This window comes from Cellulophaga tyrosinoxydans (assembly GCF_900176415.1).
GTDB lineage: Bacteria > Bacteroidota > Bacteroidia > Flavobacteriales > Flavobacteriaceae > Cellulophaga > Cellulophaga tyrosinoxydans.
The window spans coordinates 223,427-240,595 of record NZ_FWXO01000004.1 but is presented as its reverse complement, the minus strand read 5'-3'; the positions used below and the strand labels follow the sequence as shown (position 1 = coordinate 240,595).

At 33.2% G+C, this 17,169-nt stretch carries 14 protein-coding genes; 2 read left to right on the top strand and 12 right to left on the bottom strand.

What is annotated here, in order from left to right:
- Positions 1–64 precede the first annotated feature (64 nt).
- From B8963_RS12635 to B8963_RS12600, 8 genes are all read right to left on the bottom strand, one after another.
- Positions 65–2,284: a TonB-dependent receptor gene (locus B8963_RS12635; RefSeq protein ID WP_084061893.1), complete on the bottom strand. Its 2,220-nt coding sequence runs from the start codon at positions 2,282–2,284 to the stop codon at positions 65–67.
- A 42-nt stretch (positions 2,285–2,326) separates the two neighbouring features.
- On the bottom strand, positions 2,327–2,659 hold the full coding sequence (locus B8963_RS12630; RefSeq protein ID WP_084061892.1) for a hypothetical protein: 333 nt from the start codon (positions 2,657–2,659) through the stop codon (positions 2,327–2,329).
- A 53-nt stretch (positions 2,660–2,712) separates the two neighbouring features.
- Positions 2,713–3,030 carry a DUF6787 family protein gene (locus B8963_RS12625; protein ID WP_084061891.1) on the bottom strand — a complete coding sequence of 106 codons (318 nt, stop codon included), beginning with the start codon at positions 3,028–3,030 and terminating at the stop codon, positions 2,713–2,715.
- Between the two features lie 32 nt (positions 3,031–3,062).
- Positions 3,063–3,521 carry a DUF6146 family protein gene (locus B8963_RS12620; protein ID WP_084061890.1) on the bottom strand — a complete coding sequence of 153 codons (459 nt, stop codon included), beginning with the start codon at positions 3,519–3,521 and terminating at the stop codon, positions 3,063–3,065.
- A 62-nt stretch (positions 3,522–3,583) separates the two neighbouring features.
- Complete coding sequence (locus B8963_RS12615; RefSeq protein ID WP_084061889.1) at positions 3,584–4,219, bottom strand: DUF937 domain-containing protein; 636 nt, start codon at positions 4,217–4,219, stop codon at positions 3,584–3,586.
- A gap of 80 nt (positions 4,220–4,299) precedes the next feature.
- Positions 4,300–5,250, bottom strand: coding sequence for a D-2-hydroxyacid dehydrogenase (locus B8963_RS12610; RefSeq protein ID WP_084061888.1), 951 nt, complete (start codon positions 5,248–5,250; stop codon positions 4,300–4,302).
- A 25-nt stretch (positions 5,251–5,275) separates the two neighbouring features.
- Positions 5,276–6,340, bottom strand: coding sequence for a 3-phosphoserine/phosphohydroxythreonine transaminase (gene serC, locus B8963_RS12605; protein WP_084061887.1), 1,065 nt, complete (start codon positions 6,338–6,340; stop codon positions 5,276–5,278).
- Between the two features lie 69 nt (positions 6,341–6,409).
- Positions 6,410–7,477, bottom strand: coding sequence for an acyl-CoA reductase (locus B8963_RS12600; protein WP_084061886.1), 1,068 nt, complete (start codon positions 7,475–7,477; stop codon positions 6,410–6,412).
- Between the two features lie 87 nt (positions 7,478–7,564).
- Between B8963_RS12600 and B8963_RS12595 the strand changes: the two genes are divergently transcribed.
- Positions 7,565–7,918 (top strand): 4Fe-4S dicluster domain-containing protein, encoded by a 354-nt coding sequence (locus B8963_RS12595; protein WP_084061885.1) that lies wholly within the window; start codon positions 7,565–7,567, stop codon positions 7,916–7,918.
- Positions 7,919–7,988: 70 nt separating this feature from the next.
- On the opposite strand, the gene B8963_RS12590 is transcribed toward B8963_RS12595, so the two are convergent.
- From B8963_RS12590 to B8963_RS12575, 4 genes are all read right to left on the bottom strand, one after another.
- Complete coding sequence (locus tag B8963_RS12590) at positions 7,989–10,682, bottom strand: TonB-dependent receptor (RefSeq protein WP_084061884.1); 2,694 nt, start codon at positions 10,680–10,682, stop codon at positions 7,989–7,991.
- A gap of 297 nt (positions 10,683–10,979) precedes the next feature.
- On the bottom strand, positions 10,980–14,174 hold the full coding sequence (locus tag B8963_RS12585; protein ID WP_234989664.1) for a TonB-dependent receptor: 3,195 nt from the start codon (positions 14,172–14,174) through the stop codon (positions 10,980–10,982).
- 19 nt (positions 14,175–14,193) lie between these two features.
- The gene (locus tag B8963_RS12580; protein WP_084061883.1) at positions 14,194–15,189 is read right to left on the bottom strand and encodes a FecR family protein; all 996 of its coding nucleotides are present in this window, start codon (positions 15,187–15,189) and stop codon (positions 14,194–14,196) included.
- Between the two features lie 88 nt (positions 15,190–15,277).
- Positions 15,278–15,856: an RNA polymerase sigma factor gene (locus B8963_RS12575; protein ID WP_084061882.1), complete on the bottom strand. Its 579-nt coding sequence runs from the start codon at positions 15,854–15,856 to the stop codon at positions 15,278–15,280.
- A 208-nt stretch (positions 15,857–16,064) separates the two neighbouring features.
- Between B8963_RS12575 and ychF the strand changes: the two genes are divergently transcribed.
- Positions 16,065–17,159, top strand: a complete 1,095-nt coding sequence (gene ychF, locus B8963_RS12570; RefSeq protein ID WP_084061881.1) for a redox-regulated ATPase YchF — start codon at positions 16,065–16,067, stop codon at positions 17,157–17,159.
- The last annotated feature ends 10 nt before the right edge of the window (positions 17,160–17,169 follow it).

Here is a 17,169-nt window from a genome sequence, read left to right as displayed (position 1 = left end):
ATACAATAAACAAAAAGCGCTTATATTCGAATATAAGCGCTTTTTTTATGAGATTTTTACTTTGTTAAAACGGGGCACTAATACCAAAACTTATATTTCTACCAATATTAGCAATGCCATCATACTTTAAGCGTGATAAATGTGAAAAGTATTCTTTATTTAATAGGTTATTACCAGTAATGCGGACATTCAATGGGGTTTTAAATAAAGATACGGTACCTCCAAGACCAATGCTTAATAGCGTATATCCATCTGTAGCATCTTCAAATGTACTTATCCTATCTTGGTTAAAGACGGAGTTTAATGTAATAAAAGAGTAGCCGTTTTTAACCCAGCTATCTTTATTAGAAAATTCTGCTCTAAAGGTATTGGTAATACTATTTGCAGGTATTAAAGGCAAGTTGTCATTGTTTTTTAGCTTGCCTCTTACACTTTGGAATGTACTTTCTAAATGCAACCAATCCAATGGGTGAGGGTGTATGTGTATTCCGGCCTCTGCACCATATAAATTAGCGTCTTGCTGGTCGTATACAAATACTTGGTTTCCATCTATTTCATTACCATTTGGAGCAATAAATACATAATTATTAATACTGTTATAAAATCCGTTTACAAAAACTTCAAAATGTTGGTTTTTATACTCTATAGCTAAATCAGTTTGTAAATTTTGTTCGTTCTTTAAATTTTCATTCCCAATTTCATATCTATTGGTTCCTTCATGGACGCCATTAGACGTTAGTTCAGCTAGATTAGGAGCCCTGAACCCCGTAGCTAAATTTAATCTAGCTATAAAGCTGTTAAGGAAATTTACTTTATAGCCTAAAGCAGCGTTAATGCTGTTAAAGTCTTTATTAATCGGGGCTATATAATCTTGTTCTCCAAGAATGCCGCTCTGCTCGGTATTAATTCCTCTATGATCGAATCGCAATCCTATTTGCACATCATTATTTTCGTTTAAATGCACATGTGAAGTACCGAAAAAGCCAAAATCATTAATGGTTGCATTTGGTATTAGTAATTCTTCTCCAAAATTGGAATTGGTTTGATGCAAACCTTGGGCTCCAATAATAGTTTCAAGAATGCCCATCTTCGGCAAATGATACTGTAAATTGTAATTAAAAGTATTTAAATTCATGTGTAGAGCAGCACCTTCTTCACCTTCTTCAAATTCTTTTCGGATATTAGAAATATAGCCTAAGGATAAATCTAGGCTAGATTTACTAAATACTAAGCTACTTTTTGAGCTTAGTATATGGTTATCAATGGTTTGATTAGGCATCATTGGAGTTCTATCTGTGCTTTGAATACCAATTTCTTCTGGAATGCCTAAATCAGAACTATTAAAATTATATCTAATTTCAGTCTTGAAATTAGTGCTCTGATACCCCATTCCTGTCTTAATATCATATTCTTTAAATCTTGAATTGGTTACGCGCTCATCATTACCAGTCTGATAATCGGTATGGGTAGTGTACGCACCACGAACCAAAAATTTTAGTTTTTCTGAGGAAGTTTTAAAACCTGCATTAGAGCTAACCCCAGCCGTGTTGGTAAAATAATTTAAATTAACGTCTCCACTATTAGTATTTGGAATTGCAAATTTTTCTGGGTTTAGGTATAAAACTCCGCCCATAGCATCGGATCCATATAGGAGTGATGCAGGCCCTTTAATAACCTCAACGCTCTCAATTCCAGCATCATTTACTCCTAAACCATGTTCATCTCCGAATTGTTGATTTTCTAAGCGTATTCCTTGTGTGTAAACCAAAACACGATTGGCATTTAGGCCTCTAATAACGGGTTTCCCAATTCCTATACCAGTAGATACGTTTTCTACACCAGCAATCTTTGTTATACCTTCGGCTAAGGTAATTGCACCTTTGTTTTGAAGATCGGTAACACTTGCATAGGCTACTTTCATTACATTTTCACTCTGTAATTTATGAAAGGGTGTGGATACAATAACCTCTTCCATTTCTATGGCGCTTTCTGTCAATGAAACATCAAACGTGACATTGGTTGAAGTGATCGTAATGGTTCTTGAAATGGTTTGATATCCTAAGAAAGATACAACTATTTTAAAAGTCCCTGTAGGAAGATTATTAATTTGATAGGCTCCGGAATTATCGGTAACCGTGCCTTTTTCTAATTGTGGAAAATATACAGATACTTGCTCTAAGGGCTGTTGATTACTAGCATCTAAAATAGTACCTGAAACTTGGTTTTGCGCATTCGCAAAACTAAAGCTCATTGCCAAAAGAAATGAAATTATTAATTTATTCATAACGAAATGATAAAATGATTAAAATTATTCTAATTCAAAATGTTATGATGATATAGGAGGGCCTCTAAGTGAAAAATGAAGTTGTTGAAATCCACTTAATTGAAAATAATAATTTTGATTTTGCTTCACCACATGATTAGGTGTAAACAAGGTATAATTGATTAATTGTGGAGAAAAATAAGTAGTAATATGATATTTATGAAAATCGCATTCAAATTCAACTTCATGCAAGTGCACTTTGGATTTTTCAGAACATGTAAATTCTTTATGCTCATTTATAGCATGATTTATTTTAGCGATATCAGGAACAGAAAATGCAGCTAAAACAAGTAAGGCAATACAGGGAAATGCTATTTTTTTTAATGAAATTTCCATTTTACAAACTTACTAAAACGAAAAAGACTTAATGTGTTAATAAAAACACAATATTATTTAAACAAAAATCCTAATCCAAAACGACTGAGCATCTTTTTTTCAAAGTTCCAAAAGAAATTAAACTGTCCGAATAACCAGCCAAAAATAATAAGTAATACCTGGTAAATAGGGAATATAATGAGAATTCTAACAGTCCAATATAGTGCGCCAAAATACCAATCCATTGGAAATATTTCTCTGGTAAAGCCAATATAATCTAAAAGAGGTCTTGCAATTTTTAAAGAAGATGAGCCAGTAACTGCGAAAACAAGTAAAATCATTACAATTGCAAAATTAGAGTCAATGCCCCATCGTTTTTTTAATTTTTCCATGCGTTTTTTATAATTCCACTGCAAAGATAAAACTATATACGGGGTAAAAAAGTCCCTAGTCGCTGATTGTACTTTCTTTGGAAATAAATAAAATAGTTGTAAAGTTTATAGTTTACATCGTAGCCATAATCTATATGTGGACTATAATTTATCATCAATTCATATAAATTTGGATCAAATCGTTGTGGTTGGTTTACTCTTTGGTTCCATTCTATTACCCAAATGTTATTTCTATTTTCTAAAAATTGTTGAGAGTAATAACCTTCTGGTTTTGCAATACTCTGTAACCAATAATTATATCCGGGTTCTATAATAATGATTTCGTATTCAACCTCTTCATTAGCAATAGTAATAGTATCACCTTTAGTTTGATTAAAGGCAATTTGTTCTTCATCATTTGGAATAATAAGCGCTTTATTGCTAGAACAGCTTATACTTGATAAGAATACTATGGTGAAAAAAGCTACAAAACCTACAATTGATTTTTTCATAAGTAAAAGATACAAAAAAAGCCAGACATTTGTCTGGCTCTATTATTTTGGTAAAAAAAAGATTACTTACCAAAAAGACCTCCAAGAAGTCCTCCTAATCCGCCTTTCTTTTTATTAGTTCCCATTACCATTCCTGCAACATCGTCTAATATACTACCGTCGCCATCTGCATCTAATAACGTAGTTATTAAACTTTGATTTTGTTGCGGTTGTCCACCAAGCATGCTTCCTAATAGCGCATTCATACCATTAGCATCGCTCACATTACTTTGTGCGGTTTGTCTACCCAGATACCCCATAACAATAGGAGCAGCAATCTTTAAAATATTAGCAATAGATCCAGCATCTAAACCAGATTTTTGACTTAAAGCATTTTCAACATTCGATTGTTTTGCACCAAATACATGACCTAAAATACCTGCGCCATCATTAATTACTGAATCATCTACACCACCACCAAATAATCCACCAAGATTATCTAGGATACTTCCATCATGTTTTCCTCCTTGTAATGCACTCATTAATCCTTGTGCTCCTTGAGGAGAAGCAACATTTTTCTTCATAGCACCTAATAACAAAGGCATTGCCATGCTTAGTACATCTGCTGTTTTGTTTTCGGGTTGTCCAGTTTGTCCAGCAACACCACTAATTAATTGTTTGCCCATTGGGCTGTTTAATAAATCTAATAATCCTGACATTTTATAGTATGGTTTTTAATAATTTTTACAATGTACAAAAAACTAAGAAATTCTTAGTACATCTAAAGGAAAAATGTATCCTATTTTAAGAGTTTTGTGATTTTATTCGCCAATTCAATTCCGATACGATCTTGTGCCTCCTGTGTTGCAGCACCTATGTGCGGTGTAAGTGATATGTCAGGATGCATTAATATGCGTATTTCAGGCTTAGGTTCGGACTCAAAGACATCTAAACCAGCGAAAGAAACTTTACCAGTTTCTAATGCATTTACAAGAGCTACTTCATCTAAAACACCGCCACGCGCAGTATTTATAATAGCAACACCATCTTTCATGATTTCAAAATCGTCTTTGTCAAGAATGTAGTTCTTTTGTTTAGGAACGTGTAACGAAATAAAATCAGATTTTTTCAGAACTTCGTCTTTAGTACTATTGATTAAATTAAAATCTACTTTTTGACCATCAAAAAATTTTAAACTTATGGTAGACTTCTCAAGTTCGGAATCATGATAAATTACCTTCATACCAACCCCTAAAGCAATTTTTGCAGTAGCTTGTCCAATTTTACCAAAACCTATTATTCCTAAGGTTTTACCTCTTAACTCAATTCCGCCAGAATAACCTTTTTTTAGTTCTTTAAAACGACTATCACCATCTAATGGCATGGTTCTGTTCGAATCATATAAAAACCTTACGCCGCCATATAAGTGCGCAAAAACTAGTTCTGCAACAGATTCAGAAGAAGCCTCTGGGGTATTAATTACATGTATACCTTTTTCAATGGCATATTCCACATCTATATTATCCATACCAACGCCACCGCGACCAATTAATTTTAGACTAGGGCATTGGTCTATAATATCTTTCTGAACTTTGGTAGCACTTCTTACTAATAGTGCTTCAATGTTATGTTTGTTTATGTAGGTTACTAGTTGTTCTTGCGCAACATTCACGGTTAAAATTTCAAAGCCATTAGATTTTAGAGTATCAACTCCTGCTTGTGAAATTCCATCGTTTGCTAATATTCTCATGTACTAAAAATTTAACTTTTATAGACTATGCTCTTCGTTCCATTTCACTCATTACATCTACCAAAACCCCAACACTTTCTAGCGGTAAAGCGTTATACATAGATGCTCTATAACCTCCAACAGATCTATGGCCATTTATACCACTAATGCCTGCTTCTTTCCACATGGCATCAAAAGTATCTTTTAATTTTTCATCTGTAAGATTAAAAGTAGCATTCATGATTGATCTATCTTCTACATTAGCAAAACCTTTAAAAACTGGGTTTAAATCTATTTCAGAATAGAGTAATTGCGCTTTTTTATTATTAATTTCTTCTATTGCAGAAATCCCTCCTATATTTTTTAGCCATTCTAAAGTCAACATGCTTGTATATACAGGAAATACTGCAGGAGTATTAAACATACTATCTTTAGCAATATGAACTTGGTAATCTAATATAGATGGAATTTTTCTAGATACTTTTCCTAAAATATCTTCTTTGATTACTACTAATTCTGTTCCTGCAGGTCCCATGTTTTTTTGAGCACCAGCATAAATCAAATCAAACTGAGAAAAATCTAGTTGTCTTGAGAAAATATCAGAACTCATGTCGCATACTAAAGGAATATTTACCTTAGGGAATGTTTTCATTTGCGTACCAAAAATGGTATTATTTGATGTTACATGCAGATAATCTAGATCGTTAGGAACACCATATATTTTTGGAATATGATTATAGTTCTCTGCTTTAGAAGAAGCAACCTCAATTACTTCACCAAATAGCTTAGCCTCTTTTATAGCGTTATTTGCCCAAGTACCTGTGTTTAAATAACCAGCTTTAGTTTCTAATAAGTTGTAAGCAACTCTTATAAACTCCATGCTTGCACCACCTTGCAAGTATAATGCATGATAACCTTTACCTTCCAAGCCTAAAAGTTCTAAAGCTAAAGATCTGGCTTTTTCCATTACTTCTACAAAATCTTTGCTTCGGTGAGAAATTTCTATAAGTGATAACCCAGAGCCATTGAAATCTTGAACTGCTTCAGAAGCTTTTAATAAAACTTGTTGAGGGAGTATACATGGGCCTGCGCTAAAATTGTGCTTTTTCATTTTTGTAGTATTTTAAGTTGGCAAAGGTCTTAAATTTTAAGGAAACAGAGATCTTTAATCCATTATTTTCTAAGAGTTTCTTAACAGGAAGTCAACAGTGTCAATATTATCGGCATAATCTTGTAATGATGGCTTTTGTGTTGCACCAAATTTAATTTCGTGGGTAAGTACACCGCTTGCTACAATACATTGTATTTGCTCTTTGTCTTGATCTAGTTTATTTATGATATCATTAATGTTGTCATAGCTTTCGTAAAATAAAGATGCAATAGGAGAGGAGTAACTTTTATCTTCTTTTAAAATTAAAAAACCATTATCTAACAACTTAAATTCACTCATTAAGTAAACGGCTTTATTGTAATCGTAATTATTCGCGTATTTGGCAAGTTCTATTATTGGATGGTAATTGTAAATTGCTTCAAAAAAATTATCGAACTTATAATTTTTTGGCACAAATACTTTCGAAACACTTCTGCAACCTAATCCAAAATAACGAAATATATCTTCGCCTAAAGCTTGTATGTCCTCCTTTGTTTCATGACCAGTTAGTATGGCAGCTGAGTTCCTATTTTTGCGAATTATATGTGGTTTGTTTTTAAAATAATGCTCAAAATACCGCGCTGTATTGTTGCTACCAGTAGCGATGACCATATCGAAATCGGTTAATTTGTCTTTTTCAAACTGTATAAAATGCTCAAATTCGGGTTGAAAATGGATTAGTATATCGGCTACAAAGGGTAATAGAATATTATCATTAGAAGATAATTTAACCAAAGCCTTATGACCTGTTATTAATACAGAAAGAAAATCATGAAACCCTACAAGAGGTATATTTCCAGCAAGAATAAGAGCAACTGTTTTTGGGCTCTTGCTTTCGCTTATGGCGTAATTAGCCGTCCATTCTTTTAAATTCTCCTCAGATAGTGCTTGAGCCCAATTTTGAAGACTATAAAGTATATTTTCTCTAGTAAACCAACCATTTTTATGTTGGGATAATGCAATTTTCTCTTCTAAACTTGAAAATAATTCTGCTAATTCTTCTTTAGATTCAACTTGTTTGTTATCAGAATTGCAAAATTCATTGAAAAAAACACCAAGTTTAACAAAAGCTTCAATTCTTGTTGTAAGGTCGCTCATTATATTTGTTTAGGATTGTATTAGGTTTTACCTTTGTGCAAAAGTATTGATCCTGAAATAAATTCAGGCTAAAAGAAAAAGAAAATTATGGCAATTATAATAACAGACGAATGTATAAATTGCGGAGCTTGTGAACCAGAATGTCCTAATACCGCAATTTACGAAGGCGCAGACGAATGGAGATACAGTGACGGTACTTCTTTAAAAGGAAATGTTGTACTACCTAATGGAAAAGAAGTTAATGCAGATGATGTACAAGAGCCTATAAGTGATGAAATTTATTATATTTCTCCAGACAAGTGTACAGAATGTATGGGATTCCATGAGGAACCACAATGTGCGGCAGTATGTCCAGTGGATTGTTGCGTGCCTGATGATAACCATGTAGAGAGTGAAGAAGTATTATTATCAAAGCAAAAGTTTATGCATCCTGATGCTTAAATTTAATACTATATTTAAAAAAAAGAAACCCTGACTTTAAAGTCAGGGTTTCTTTTTTTTGCTATTTAATTTAGAATTTGAAATTAATTCTACTAAACAAATACATTCCGTCAGATCCCATTTGAACAGAATCGGCTAAACCACCTTGATCAGTCCAAGCATCAAACTGTGGAGTAGGGTATTTATTAAATAAATTATTTGCACCTATGGTTAATTTTAAATTTTCACTAAAATTATACCCTAAACTTAAGTCAGTAACTAATGCTGCTTTATAAATATCTGTTGCTATAGGGAATAAGGCATCAGCTTCAGCCTGAGTTGTAGCTGGAGTATCTACCCATTGAAAATCTTGAAGTTTAACCTCGCTAAATTGCGTAAAACTAACATTTGCATCAAATTTTTCAGAAGTATACCCTAGGTTTAAACCAAATTTATAATCTGGTGCAGCTGCTTTAAGATAGGCTTGAGAAAATGGACCGAAAAAAGTAAATTCATTTAAGTTTCCATTATTAATTTTCTTAATATCTAACTTATTCAAATTACCTATTAATGCTATATTAACTTTAGCATCATCATTTATTCTAGTTTCATAACCTAATACAATATCAAGTCCCGTAGTTCTTGTGTCAACACCATTGGCAAAAAACTGTGCAGCATCAACACCTAACGGTCCTAATACAGTTTGGTCAGTAAAGTTATCAGTTAATATAATTCTGTCATCAACAGAGATGGAATAGGCATCTATTGTTGCAGAAAACCCACCAGTATTATACGTAAATCCTAAACTTGCATTAAATGCTTTTTCTTCATTCAACTGTCCAATTCCAAAGGCCTTAGTTACTGTACTATTATTCGCAGATAATAAAGAAGGCACAGATACCCCTGCAACTATATTTGTAAAGATTAAGTTATAATACAGTTGAGCAAGTGAAGGCGCTCTAAAACCAGTAGATATTGACCCTCTAAAAGCAAAATCATCACCAATTTTATATCTACTTGCTAATTTGAAATTTATAGTTTTACCAAAATCACTATAATTTTCATAACGCGCTGCACCGCCAAGCATAAAGTCTTCGGTAACATTTAATTCAGTATCTAAATAAATACCATAGTTTGTTCTACTTCTGTCTACAGTATTGTCAGGGCTGTAGCCTGGAAAACCTTGTGAGCCACCTGGTAAATCATCTCCATTGCTATCTTGAGCAACGGTTTGCGTTGCTGGGTTTGTTATAGCAATACCATTATCATCGTATAATGCATAAGATGCTTCTTCTCCAGAGAATATTCCAAAGTTTTCAGTTCTGTATTCAAATCCATAGGCAATGTTGATTCCCGATGCCACATCTTCAAAATACTTACTAAAATCTAATCCTGTAGTATTCATAGAAAGATAATGTCCACCAGCATCAAAATCTGTTGGTGAAGCATCTTTTAACGAAGCATTATTCGTATTTTTTATATAGTAGTGAAAGTTGTTTTTTCCGTATGTATTATTAAAATCTACATTCCAACCATTAGCGGTTGTGTGTCTAATACCTGTAGAAACTGAAACATCTGTAATTAGAGAAGTAATTTGAGGCGTAAAACCATTTGGATATAAACTAGGCACACTTCTATTATCACCATCATCAAAACTATCTCTAGAGAACGCATTAGCATTTGTATCTCTAAAGTTTCTTCCTCCAAAAGCATATAATTCTGTATTATCATCAAGAGGAATAGATGAGTTAATCATAAAATTAAAACCTTCTATAGCTGCGCTACCGTATCCTTTTCTCCATGCAAAACCAGGTCTTAGTGTTTTATCTCTAGATAAAAATTCAGTTGTAAAGTTTATAAACCCTCCATTTTCACCGATAGGCAATCCATAATTTGCATCTATTCTAGTTGTTGCACCATCAAATTTTTTGCTTTTTCCATCAAGTCTATTTTCACCTTCAACATTATAGAGTGTTTCACCACTTTCTTCAGCCCAACCCTCTCCAATTGCAGTACTGTAAGCACCATAAGTAACACCACCAGTAAAACCGTCCGTATTATTTTTAAGAACGATGTTGATAACCCCTGCAATGGCATCTGAACCGTACTGAGCAGAAGCGCCATCACGCAAAACCTCAATTCGTTTTATGGCAGAAGCGGGAATTGCATTTAAATCAGTACCAGAATTACCTCTTCCTCTAGTCCCAAAAATGTTAACTAAAGAAGACTGATGACGTCTTTTTCCATTAACTAACACTAATGTTTGATCCGGACCTAAACCTCTTAAAGAAGCAGGTACAATATGGTCCGCACCGTCAGATCCCGATTGTTTACTAGCATTAAACGATGGTGCTGCAAATTGTAAAATATCATTAATTTCTACTTTACCAGTATTTGATGCTATTTCAGCTACATCTAAAACGTCAACAGGGACAGGAGTATCAGTTGCTGTTCTTCTTGGGCTTCTTGAGCCTACTAATTGTATCTCGTTTAGCTGCATTCCTTCCGCTAAACTAACATTTAATGTGGATTTTCCAGACACGCTTTCTTCGACGGTGGCAAATCCTATATAACTAAAAATAAGAATTGCATTTTCCTTAACTTTAATACTATAATTACCATCAAAATCAGTGGTGGTTCCATTTACAGTACCTTTTTCAACAATATTGGCTCCGGCTAAAGGCATACCTTCTCCATCTGTAACAGTTCCTTTAATCTCCGTTTGAGAAAATACAACCGAAATGCTAAAAAATAGCAAAAGTGTAATAATGTTCGTTAATTTCATAAAAAGTAATTTTTGAGTTTGAAGCGTGAATTTAGATAAAATGATTCAGTTTAACATTTTCTTTTGAAATAATATTCAGTTTTAAAGACATTTATCCTCATTTACTACATTTTTCTTGATAAATGTGTTCAATGAATGAGAATCCATGAATATTTGTAATGTACTGCTAATCGTGCCTTAGCTCTTAAATAAACTATCTAAAAGAAGGGTGAAAATCATATTCTACCTATTGTATTACAATTATTTATGTAAATAAAAAAGCCACCAATTGGTGGCTTTTGAATCACTATTTTATTTTTATTTAAGTGCAAAACTAACCCTTGCAAATAAGAATCTACCACCAATACCAAATTGTTGTGCTCTTCTTGACCAATCAAAACGTCCGTCACTTCTGTTGCCAAAAGCAGCGTCAGCTCTGTCTGGATAAATATCAAAAAGGTTATTTGCTCCAATAGTAAAGGTTAAATCGTCAGTAGCTTTGTAACCTACAGATAAATCAGTTACTAACTTTGTGCCAAATACTTGTTGGTTAGCCACTGTTGTTGTTGCCTCTGTAACTTCACCAAAATAAACATTTCTTAAAAAGAAGATCATTTTATTTGAAGTTAAACTGTTAGATAAATTTATTTTAGTTCTAGGAACAGCTTCTTCTAAATATACTCTACTATCTTCTGGGAAGTAAGTGTCTACAAGACCTGCATCACGTAATACTTGCGAAGCATTTATATCCCCCACTTTTTTAGTTTTAGAAAAAGTACCAGCTAAATCAGATTTTAATCTCCAGCTATCACCAAAAGTAGTATTATGAGTAATAACCACATCTAATCCTTTGGATTCTGTATCAATAGCATTAGCAAAGAACGATGCTGCGGTAGCATTCGCTTGTCTCAGTAAATTATCTAATTCTGTTCCAGTTCCTGGTCCGCTAAATTGACCTGTATATACAACACGATCATTAATTTTAACAAAATAGCCATCAACAGTAACAGTTAAATTTGCATCAGGTATTTTAGCAGTTAATCCTAAGCTAACACTTTTAGATGTTTCTTGTTTTAATTCAGGGATTCCTAATAATTTTGCCGCTCTACTATCATTAGCAAAAGTTCCAACCTCTTGTGGGTTACCTGCTTGATCAAAAATAGTAGAAGTGGAATTAAAATTAATTTGATGTAATGATGGTGCTCTAAACCCTGTGTTTACAGCAGCTCTAATATTTAAATTATCGGTAGCCTTAAATCGAGATGCTAGTTTAAAATTTAATGTTGAGCCAAAATCGCTATAATTTTCAAAACGAGTTGCAAAACTCATTAAAAATTTCTCTGAGAAATCTGCTTCTGTATCAAAATATGCAGCAACATTACTTCTTCCACGAGATAATTCATTCTTAGGGCTAAATCCTGGAAACACTTGTGATCCACCAGGGCGCGATGCACCAAAGAAATCTTGGGAAGCGCTCTGGCTCGCCAAAGTAATTAATTGGCCATTAGCAGTATATTGACCATAGGAAGCTTCTTCTCCTGCAACAATATCATAATTTTCAACTCTATACTCCGCACCAAAAGCAACATTTAAGCCCGCCAATGCATCTTCAAAGAATTGAGTTACATCAAGGTTTGTTGTATTCTGAGAGAATGAAAATCCTCCTGCATCAAAAAACGTTGGAGAAGCATTTTGCATGGAAGCATTAAAGGTATTACCAATAGTATATAAAAATGAGTTTTTACCATAGGTGTTACTAAAGTCTACACCCCAATCGCCAATCTTACCTTTTATTCCAATTGATAATGATCTGTCTTTAATATTGGAGTTTATTTCAGGTAAAAAACCATTGATATAGGCAGGTGTATATGTTCTACTCTGATTAGGAAGTCTATAAAAACCAGCTGAATTACCAGTTCTTGAACTAATTCCTGCGAAAGAATATAATTCGGTACCATTGTCATCTAATGGAAGTGAAAAATTAGCGAATAAACGTCCACCTCGCAGTGCAGATTGACCAACACGCATGTTGTAATCACTACGCTGTTGTCCTCTAGCAGCTAATTCAGCTGTAGTATTATCACCAGATAATAATGTTCTTAACTCTGCTTTTGTTGATGCTCCATTACGGTTTATCCCTGCTAAATCAGTGTATTGTATAACATCAGCTACATCATCATCTAATAAGTTAGCAATATCATATCCTGCATTATTAGCAACTCTTTCTACAGTATTATAAAGGTTAAAAATTCCACCTTCCCATTCTTTCATTCGACTGTAATCATCACGAACGTCAAAATCTCCAGAGAAATTAATGTAGCCTCCATTTTCACCAATAGGTAAACCATAGCTTGCAGCTACATTGGTTGTCTGACCGTCTACACCACCTGTTTGATCATTAGCGTTTTTTGTGAAATTGGCTCCAGTTGTAACTGTTGCAGTTAGTTCATTTACATTTTTATTTAAAATAATGTTAATTACCCCAGCAATTGCATCGGATCCGTATTGTGCAGCTGCACCATCTCTTAGAACCTCAATACGTTGTATTGCTGCTGCAGGAATAGCGTTTAAATCGGTACCAACACTTCCTCTACCAAATGTTCCGTTAACATTTATTAATGAAGAAGTATGTCTTCTTTTTCCATTAATTAAAACCAAAACCTGATCAGGGCCTAGACCTCTTAATGAAGCAGGATCAATATGGTCTGTACCATCAGAAATTGTTTGTGTATTGGAAGTAAAAGAAGGAGCTACATAATTCAGAATTTGATTTAAATTCACCTGTGGAGCTACATTATTTAATTCTTTCATATCAATTACATCTACAGGAACAGTACTTTCTGTTGCTGTTCTATTTGGGTTACGAGAACCAACAATGATAACTTCTTCTAAAGCTACGCCAGAAGACAATTTAATTGACATTTTGGTATTATTTACCGTTACGTTTTTTGTTTCAAAACCTATGTAAGAAACAATAAGCACATCACCCATGTTGGCATCGATAGAAAAATTACCATCAAAATCAGTAGTTGCACCTGTTGTAGTGCCTTTTATTACTATAGAAGCGCCAGGTAAAGGAGATCCATCTTCATCAACAACAGTACCTTTTATTTCTTGTTGTAAAACAATTGTGGTTGAAGGGAGGGCAAAAAGAGAATTATTTAAAATTGGGCTGCTTTTTATAAATAATTGGGCTTCTTTTTTGTGATATACCACGTAATACTTATTACCTAAATATTCAAAGTCGAAACTAGTTTTCTTTTCTAACTTTGATAAAATCGACTCTAATTTTTCAAAATCATAATCTTTAGGATTAAGTGATGATCCTGATAAAAGTGAAGGATTGTAAGTGAAAAACACGTTATGTTTTTTACTTATGTCATTTAAAAATTCTGATAATGCTATTTTATCAGCATTTTTGGTCAATTCACGCACTTCAGCGTGGCCAATCCCAATTACTCCTATAAAAAAGAGCAGTGAGCCTAGCGTTTTAATAATTTGTTTTTGTTTCATAATTGCGAGTTTTAGTTATTTAATTTTCAATAATTAAGAGTTTATTATTCTGTTTTTGAATTGTTACGCCTGATGCCTTTTCTAAGGCCATAATACAAATGGTTAAGTTTTCGTTAGGAATACCACCAGTTATGACAATGTTCTTTGTGTTTGGGTTTTTAAACTCTGAGGCTATTCCGTAGGCATTTTCAATATATTGCATTACTTCTAAAAGTGTTACATTGTTAAAAATATAAGTGCCGTCTATCCAGTGCGTATATTTTATGTTGCTATTTACTTTGTTATGAACAATCTTGTCGCTCTCTTTTGAGTAGGTGACTATTTCGCCTGGCTGCATTTTTGTAGAGTTGCCATTTTCTAATAGTAAACTAATAGAACCCTCATCTAATAAAACATCGGTTTTTTTATTACGCGTATTCACGTTAAAATGGGTGCCAAAAACTTCAACTTTTAAGTCTTGTGTTGTTACCCAAAATTTTGCTTTGGTAGAGGGTTTAGATTTTACTTTAAAATAGGCTTCACCATTTAAAACCACATCTCTAGAATTGTCTTTATTGTATTTTAATTCCGAATTTCCATTCAAAACAACCGTTGTTCCATCGGGTAATTTTAAATCAATTATTTCTCCAAATCCAGTTTTGTGTATAACTTCAGAGGTAGCGGTGAAAAAATTGGCTGCAAAAAAAAGTATAATCCCACTTAGTAGTACTGATGTGGCATAGATTAGTTCTATTTTCTTATTAGACTTAGCTCCATTATCAATTGTAGAGTCGGTATTTTTTTTAATTACATTGTCTAACTTATCATTAATAAAGTCTTCACTTAATTCCGATTTATTAAAGCGTATTCCAATTACAATATCTCGAGCAGCGTATATGGTGTCAATATATTCAGCGTTATTGGCAATCCAATTATTCCAAAAAGCAATATCATTCCTGTTTTTTTTATAAACCCAGTTTTTAAACGAGGTATCGTTTAATAGATTTTCTAATAAATGTTGTTTATTCTCTTGCATCAGTAGTTAAGAAAGTAAATGTATTAGGTGCTTGTATTTATATAGAGTAATAGAAGTTATTTTTATACCCTAAAAAAAGTTATTTTTTTTACTTTTTTTTTAAAATAGCAGTAAGTACAGCGTTTTCAACTTCTTTTCTTAGCTTGGTAAATGCTTTTTGTAGGGTGTTTAAAACACTTTGATATGAAATATCCATAATATTGGAAATCTCATTAGTTTCTAATTCACTGTAATACTTCAGGTAAATTACTTCGCGCTCTCTTGGTGCTAAAGTGTTTAAAATTTTGGAGATAGTTTCCTTTTGTACAGAAGAGAAATCTTGATTAATATGAATTTCTTCAGGAGATATTTCAAAATTGGATCTGTTGTGAGTATCATTTTTAATTTCTGTAAAAATGCTTTCCTTTTTAAGATAAGCAAACAGGGCTCTGCGATAAGAAATGAATATATAACCTTTAACGTTGCTCACTTCACCAATTCTTTTTCTATTTTCAAAAAGATTAATAAAGAAACTTTGAAGCACATCTTCCACCAAATGCGTGTTTCCACATATTTTTATACCATAATTGTATAAAGACGAATAGTGCATTTTAAATATGGCAGAAAATGCATTTTTATCGCCTTCTAGAAATAAACTCCATAAAATATGTTCTTTATTATCTAGCATTTAAGCAGTTTACACCTTATCATTTGGGGATAAAGAAAGTTAACAAAAGGTTAAATTAAGAAAAAAATTACTAATAATTGAAAGAATTGGATTAAAAATTAGAAATGTGATAGTTAAATAAACTAATTGATGAAAAAATCTTTACCGATTTATTGTCGTGAAATTCTATTGGTAAAAGCTATATTTGCACCGAAAAAAATAGACTCTGATGAAAGCAGGAATCGTAGGATTGCCAAACGTAGGTAAATCAACTTTATTTAATTGTTTATCAAACGCAAAAGCACAAAGTGCAAATTTCCCTTTTTGTACTATAGAACCAAATATTGGCGTAGTTAATGTGCCAGATCCTCGATTACAAAAATTGGAATCATTGGTGAATCCAGAACGTGTTTTGCCAGCTACAGTTGAGATTGTGGATATAGCAGGTTTGGTTAAAGGCGCTAGTAAAGGAGAGGGCTTAGGAAATCAGTTTTTAGGAAATATTCGTGAGACAGATGCTATTCTGCATGTTTTACGTTGTTTTGATAATGATAATATTGTGCATGTTGATGGCTCTGTGGATCCTATTCGTGATAAGGAAACTATTGATATGGAGTTGCAGTTGAAAGATTTAGAGACTGTAGATAAAAAATTAGAGAAAGTAAAAAGAGCAGCTAAGACAGGTAATAAAGAAGCTCAAAAAGAAGAAGCAGTTTTATTAAGCATCAAATCAGGGCTGGAAGCTGGTGTTTCGATACGTGCGATAAACATATCTAAAGAGGATCGTAAGGAATTTGTTACCCCTTTGCAGTTTATAACAGATAAGCCTGTAATGTATGTTTGTAATGTAGACGAAGAGTCTGCTGTGAACGGAAATGCTTATGTAGATAAAGTAAAATCAAATGTTGCCAATGAAAATGCAGAAGTCATTTTTTTAGCGGTAGGTACAGAGGCTGATATAACAGAATTAGAAACCTATGAAGAACGTCAAATGTTCTTAGAAGATTTAGGTTTGTCTGAGCCTGGTTCGGGAAAATTAATACGTGGAGCCTATAAGCTTTTAAATTTAGAGACTTATTTTACCGCAGGTGTTAAAGAAGTTCGTGCTTGGACCATTCCAGTAGGGGCAACGGCACCTCAAGCGGCTGGTGTAATTCATACAGATTTTGAAAAAGGATTTATCCGTGCTGAAGTTATTGCTTATGATGATTTTGTTGTCTTCGGTAGTGAATCCAAAGTCAAAGAGGCTGGTAAAATGCGTGTAGAAGGTAAGGAATACATTGTGAAAGATGGCGATGTAATGCATTTTAGATTTAACGTATAGTTATCGTTTC

What these genes read in the sequence shown, in the direction of transcription:
- ychF (WP_084061881.1), top strand. Translation starts at nt 16,065, where the DNA reads ATGAAAGCAGGAATCGTAGGATTGCCAAACGTAGGTAAATCAACTTTA.
- B8963_RS12595 (WP_084061885.1), top strand. Translation starts at nt 7,565, where the DNA reads ATGGCAATTATAATAACAGACGAATGTATAAATTGCGGAGCTTGTGAA.
- serC (WP_084061887.1), bottom strand. Translation starts at nt 6,340, where the DNA reads ATGAAAAAGCACAATTTTAGCGCAGGCCCATGTATACTCCCTCAACAA.
- B8963_RS12625 (WP_084061891.1), bottom strand. Translation starts at nt 3,030, where the DNA reads ATGGAAAAATTAAAAAAACGATGGGGCATTGACTCTAATTTTGCAATT.
- B8963_RS12585 (WP_234989664.1), bottom strand. Translation starts at nt 14,174, where the DNA reads ATGAAACAAAAACAAATTATTAAAACGCTAGGCTCACTGCTCTTTTTT.
- B8963_RS12635 (WP_084061893.1), bottom strand. Translation starts at nt 2,284, where the DNA reads ATGAATAAATTAATAATTTCATTTCTTTTGGCAATGAGCTTTAGTTTT.
- B8963_RS12600 (WP_084061886.1), bottom strand. Translation starts at nt 7,477, where the DNA reads ATGAGCGACCTTACAACAAGAATTGAAGCTTTTGTTAAACTTGGTGTT.
- B8963_RS12630 (WP_084061892.1), bottom strand. Translation starts at nt 2,659, where the DNA reads ATGGAAATTTCATTAAAAAAAATAGCATTTCCCTGTATTGCCTTACTT.
- B8963_RS12580 (WP_084061883.1), bottom strand. Translation starts at nt 15,189, where the DNA reads ATGCAAGAGAATAAACAACATTTATTAGAAAATCTATTAAACGATACC.
- B8963_RS12575 (WP_084061882.1), bottom strand. Translation starts at nt 15,856, where the DNA reads ATGCTAGATAATAAAGAACATATTTTATGGAGTTTATTTCTAGAAGGC.
- B8963_RS12610 (WP_084061888.1), bottom strand. Translation starts at nt 5,250, where the DNA reads ATGAGAATATTAGCAAACGATGGAATTTCACAAGCAGGAGTTGATACT.
- B8963_RS12590 (WP_084061884.1), bottom strand. Translation starts at nt 10,682, where the DNA reads ATGAAATTAACGAACATTATTACACTTTTGCTATTTTTTAGCATTTCG.
- B8963_RS12615 (WP_084061889.1), bottom strand. Translation starts at nt 4,219, where the DNA reads ATGTCAGGATTATTAGATTTATTAAACAGCCCAATGGGCAAACAATTA.
- B8963_RS12620 (WP_084061890.1), bottom strand. Translation starts at nt 3,521, where the DNA reads ATGAAAAAATCAATTGTAGGTTTTGTAGCTTTTTTCACCATAGTATTC.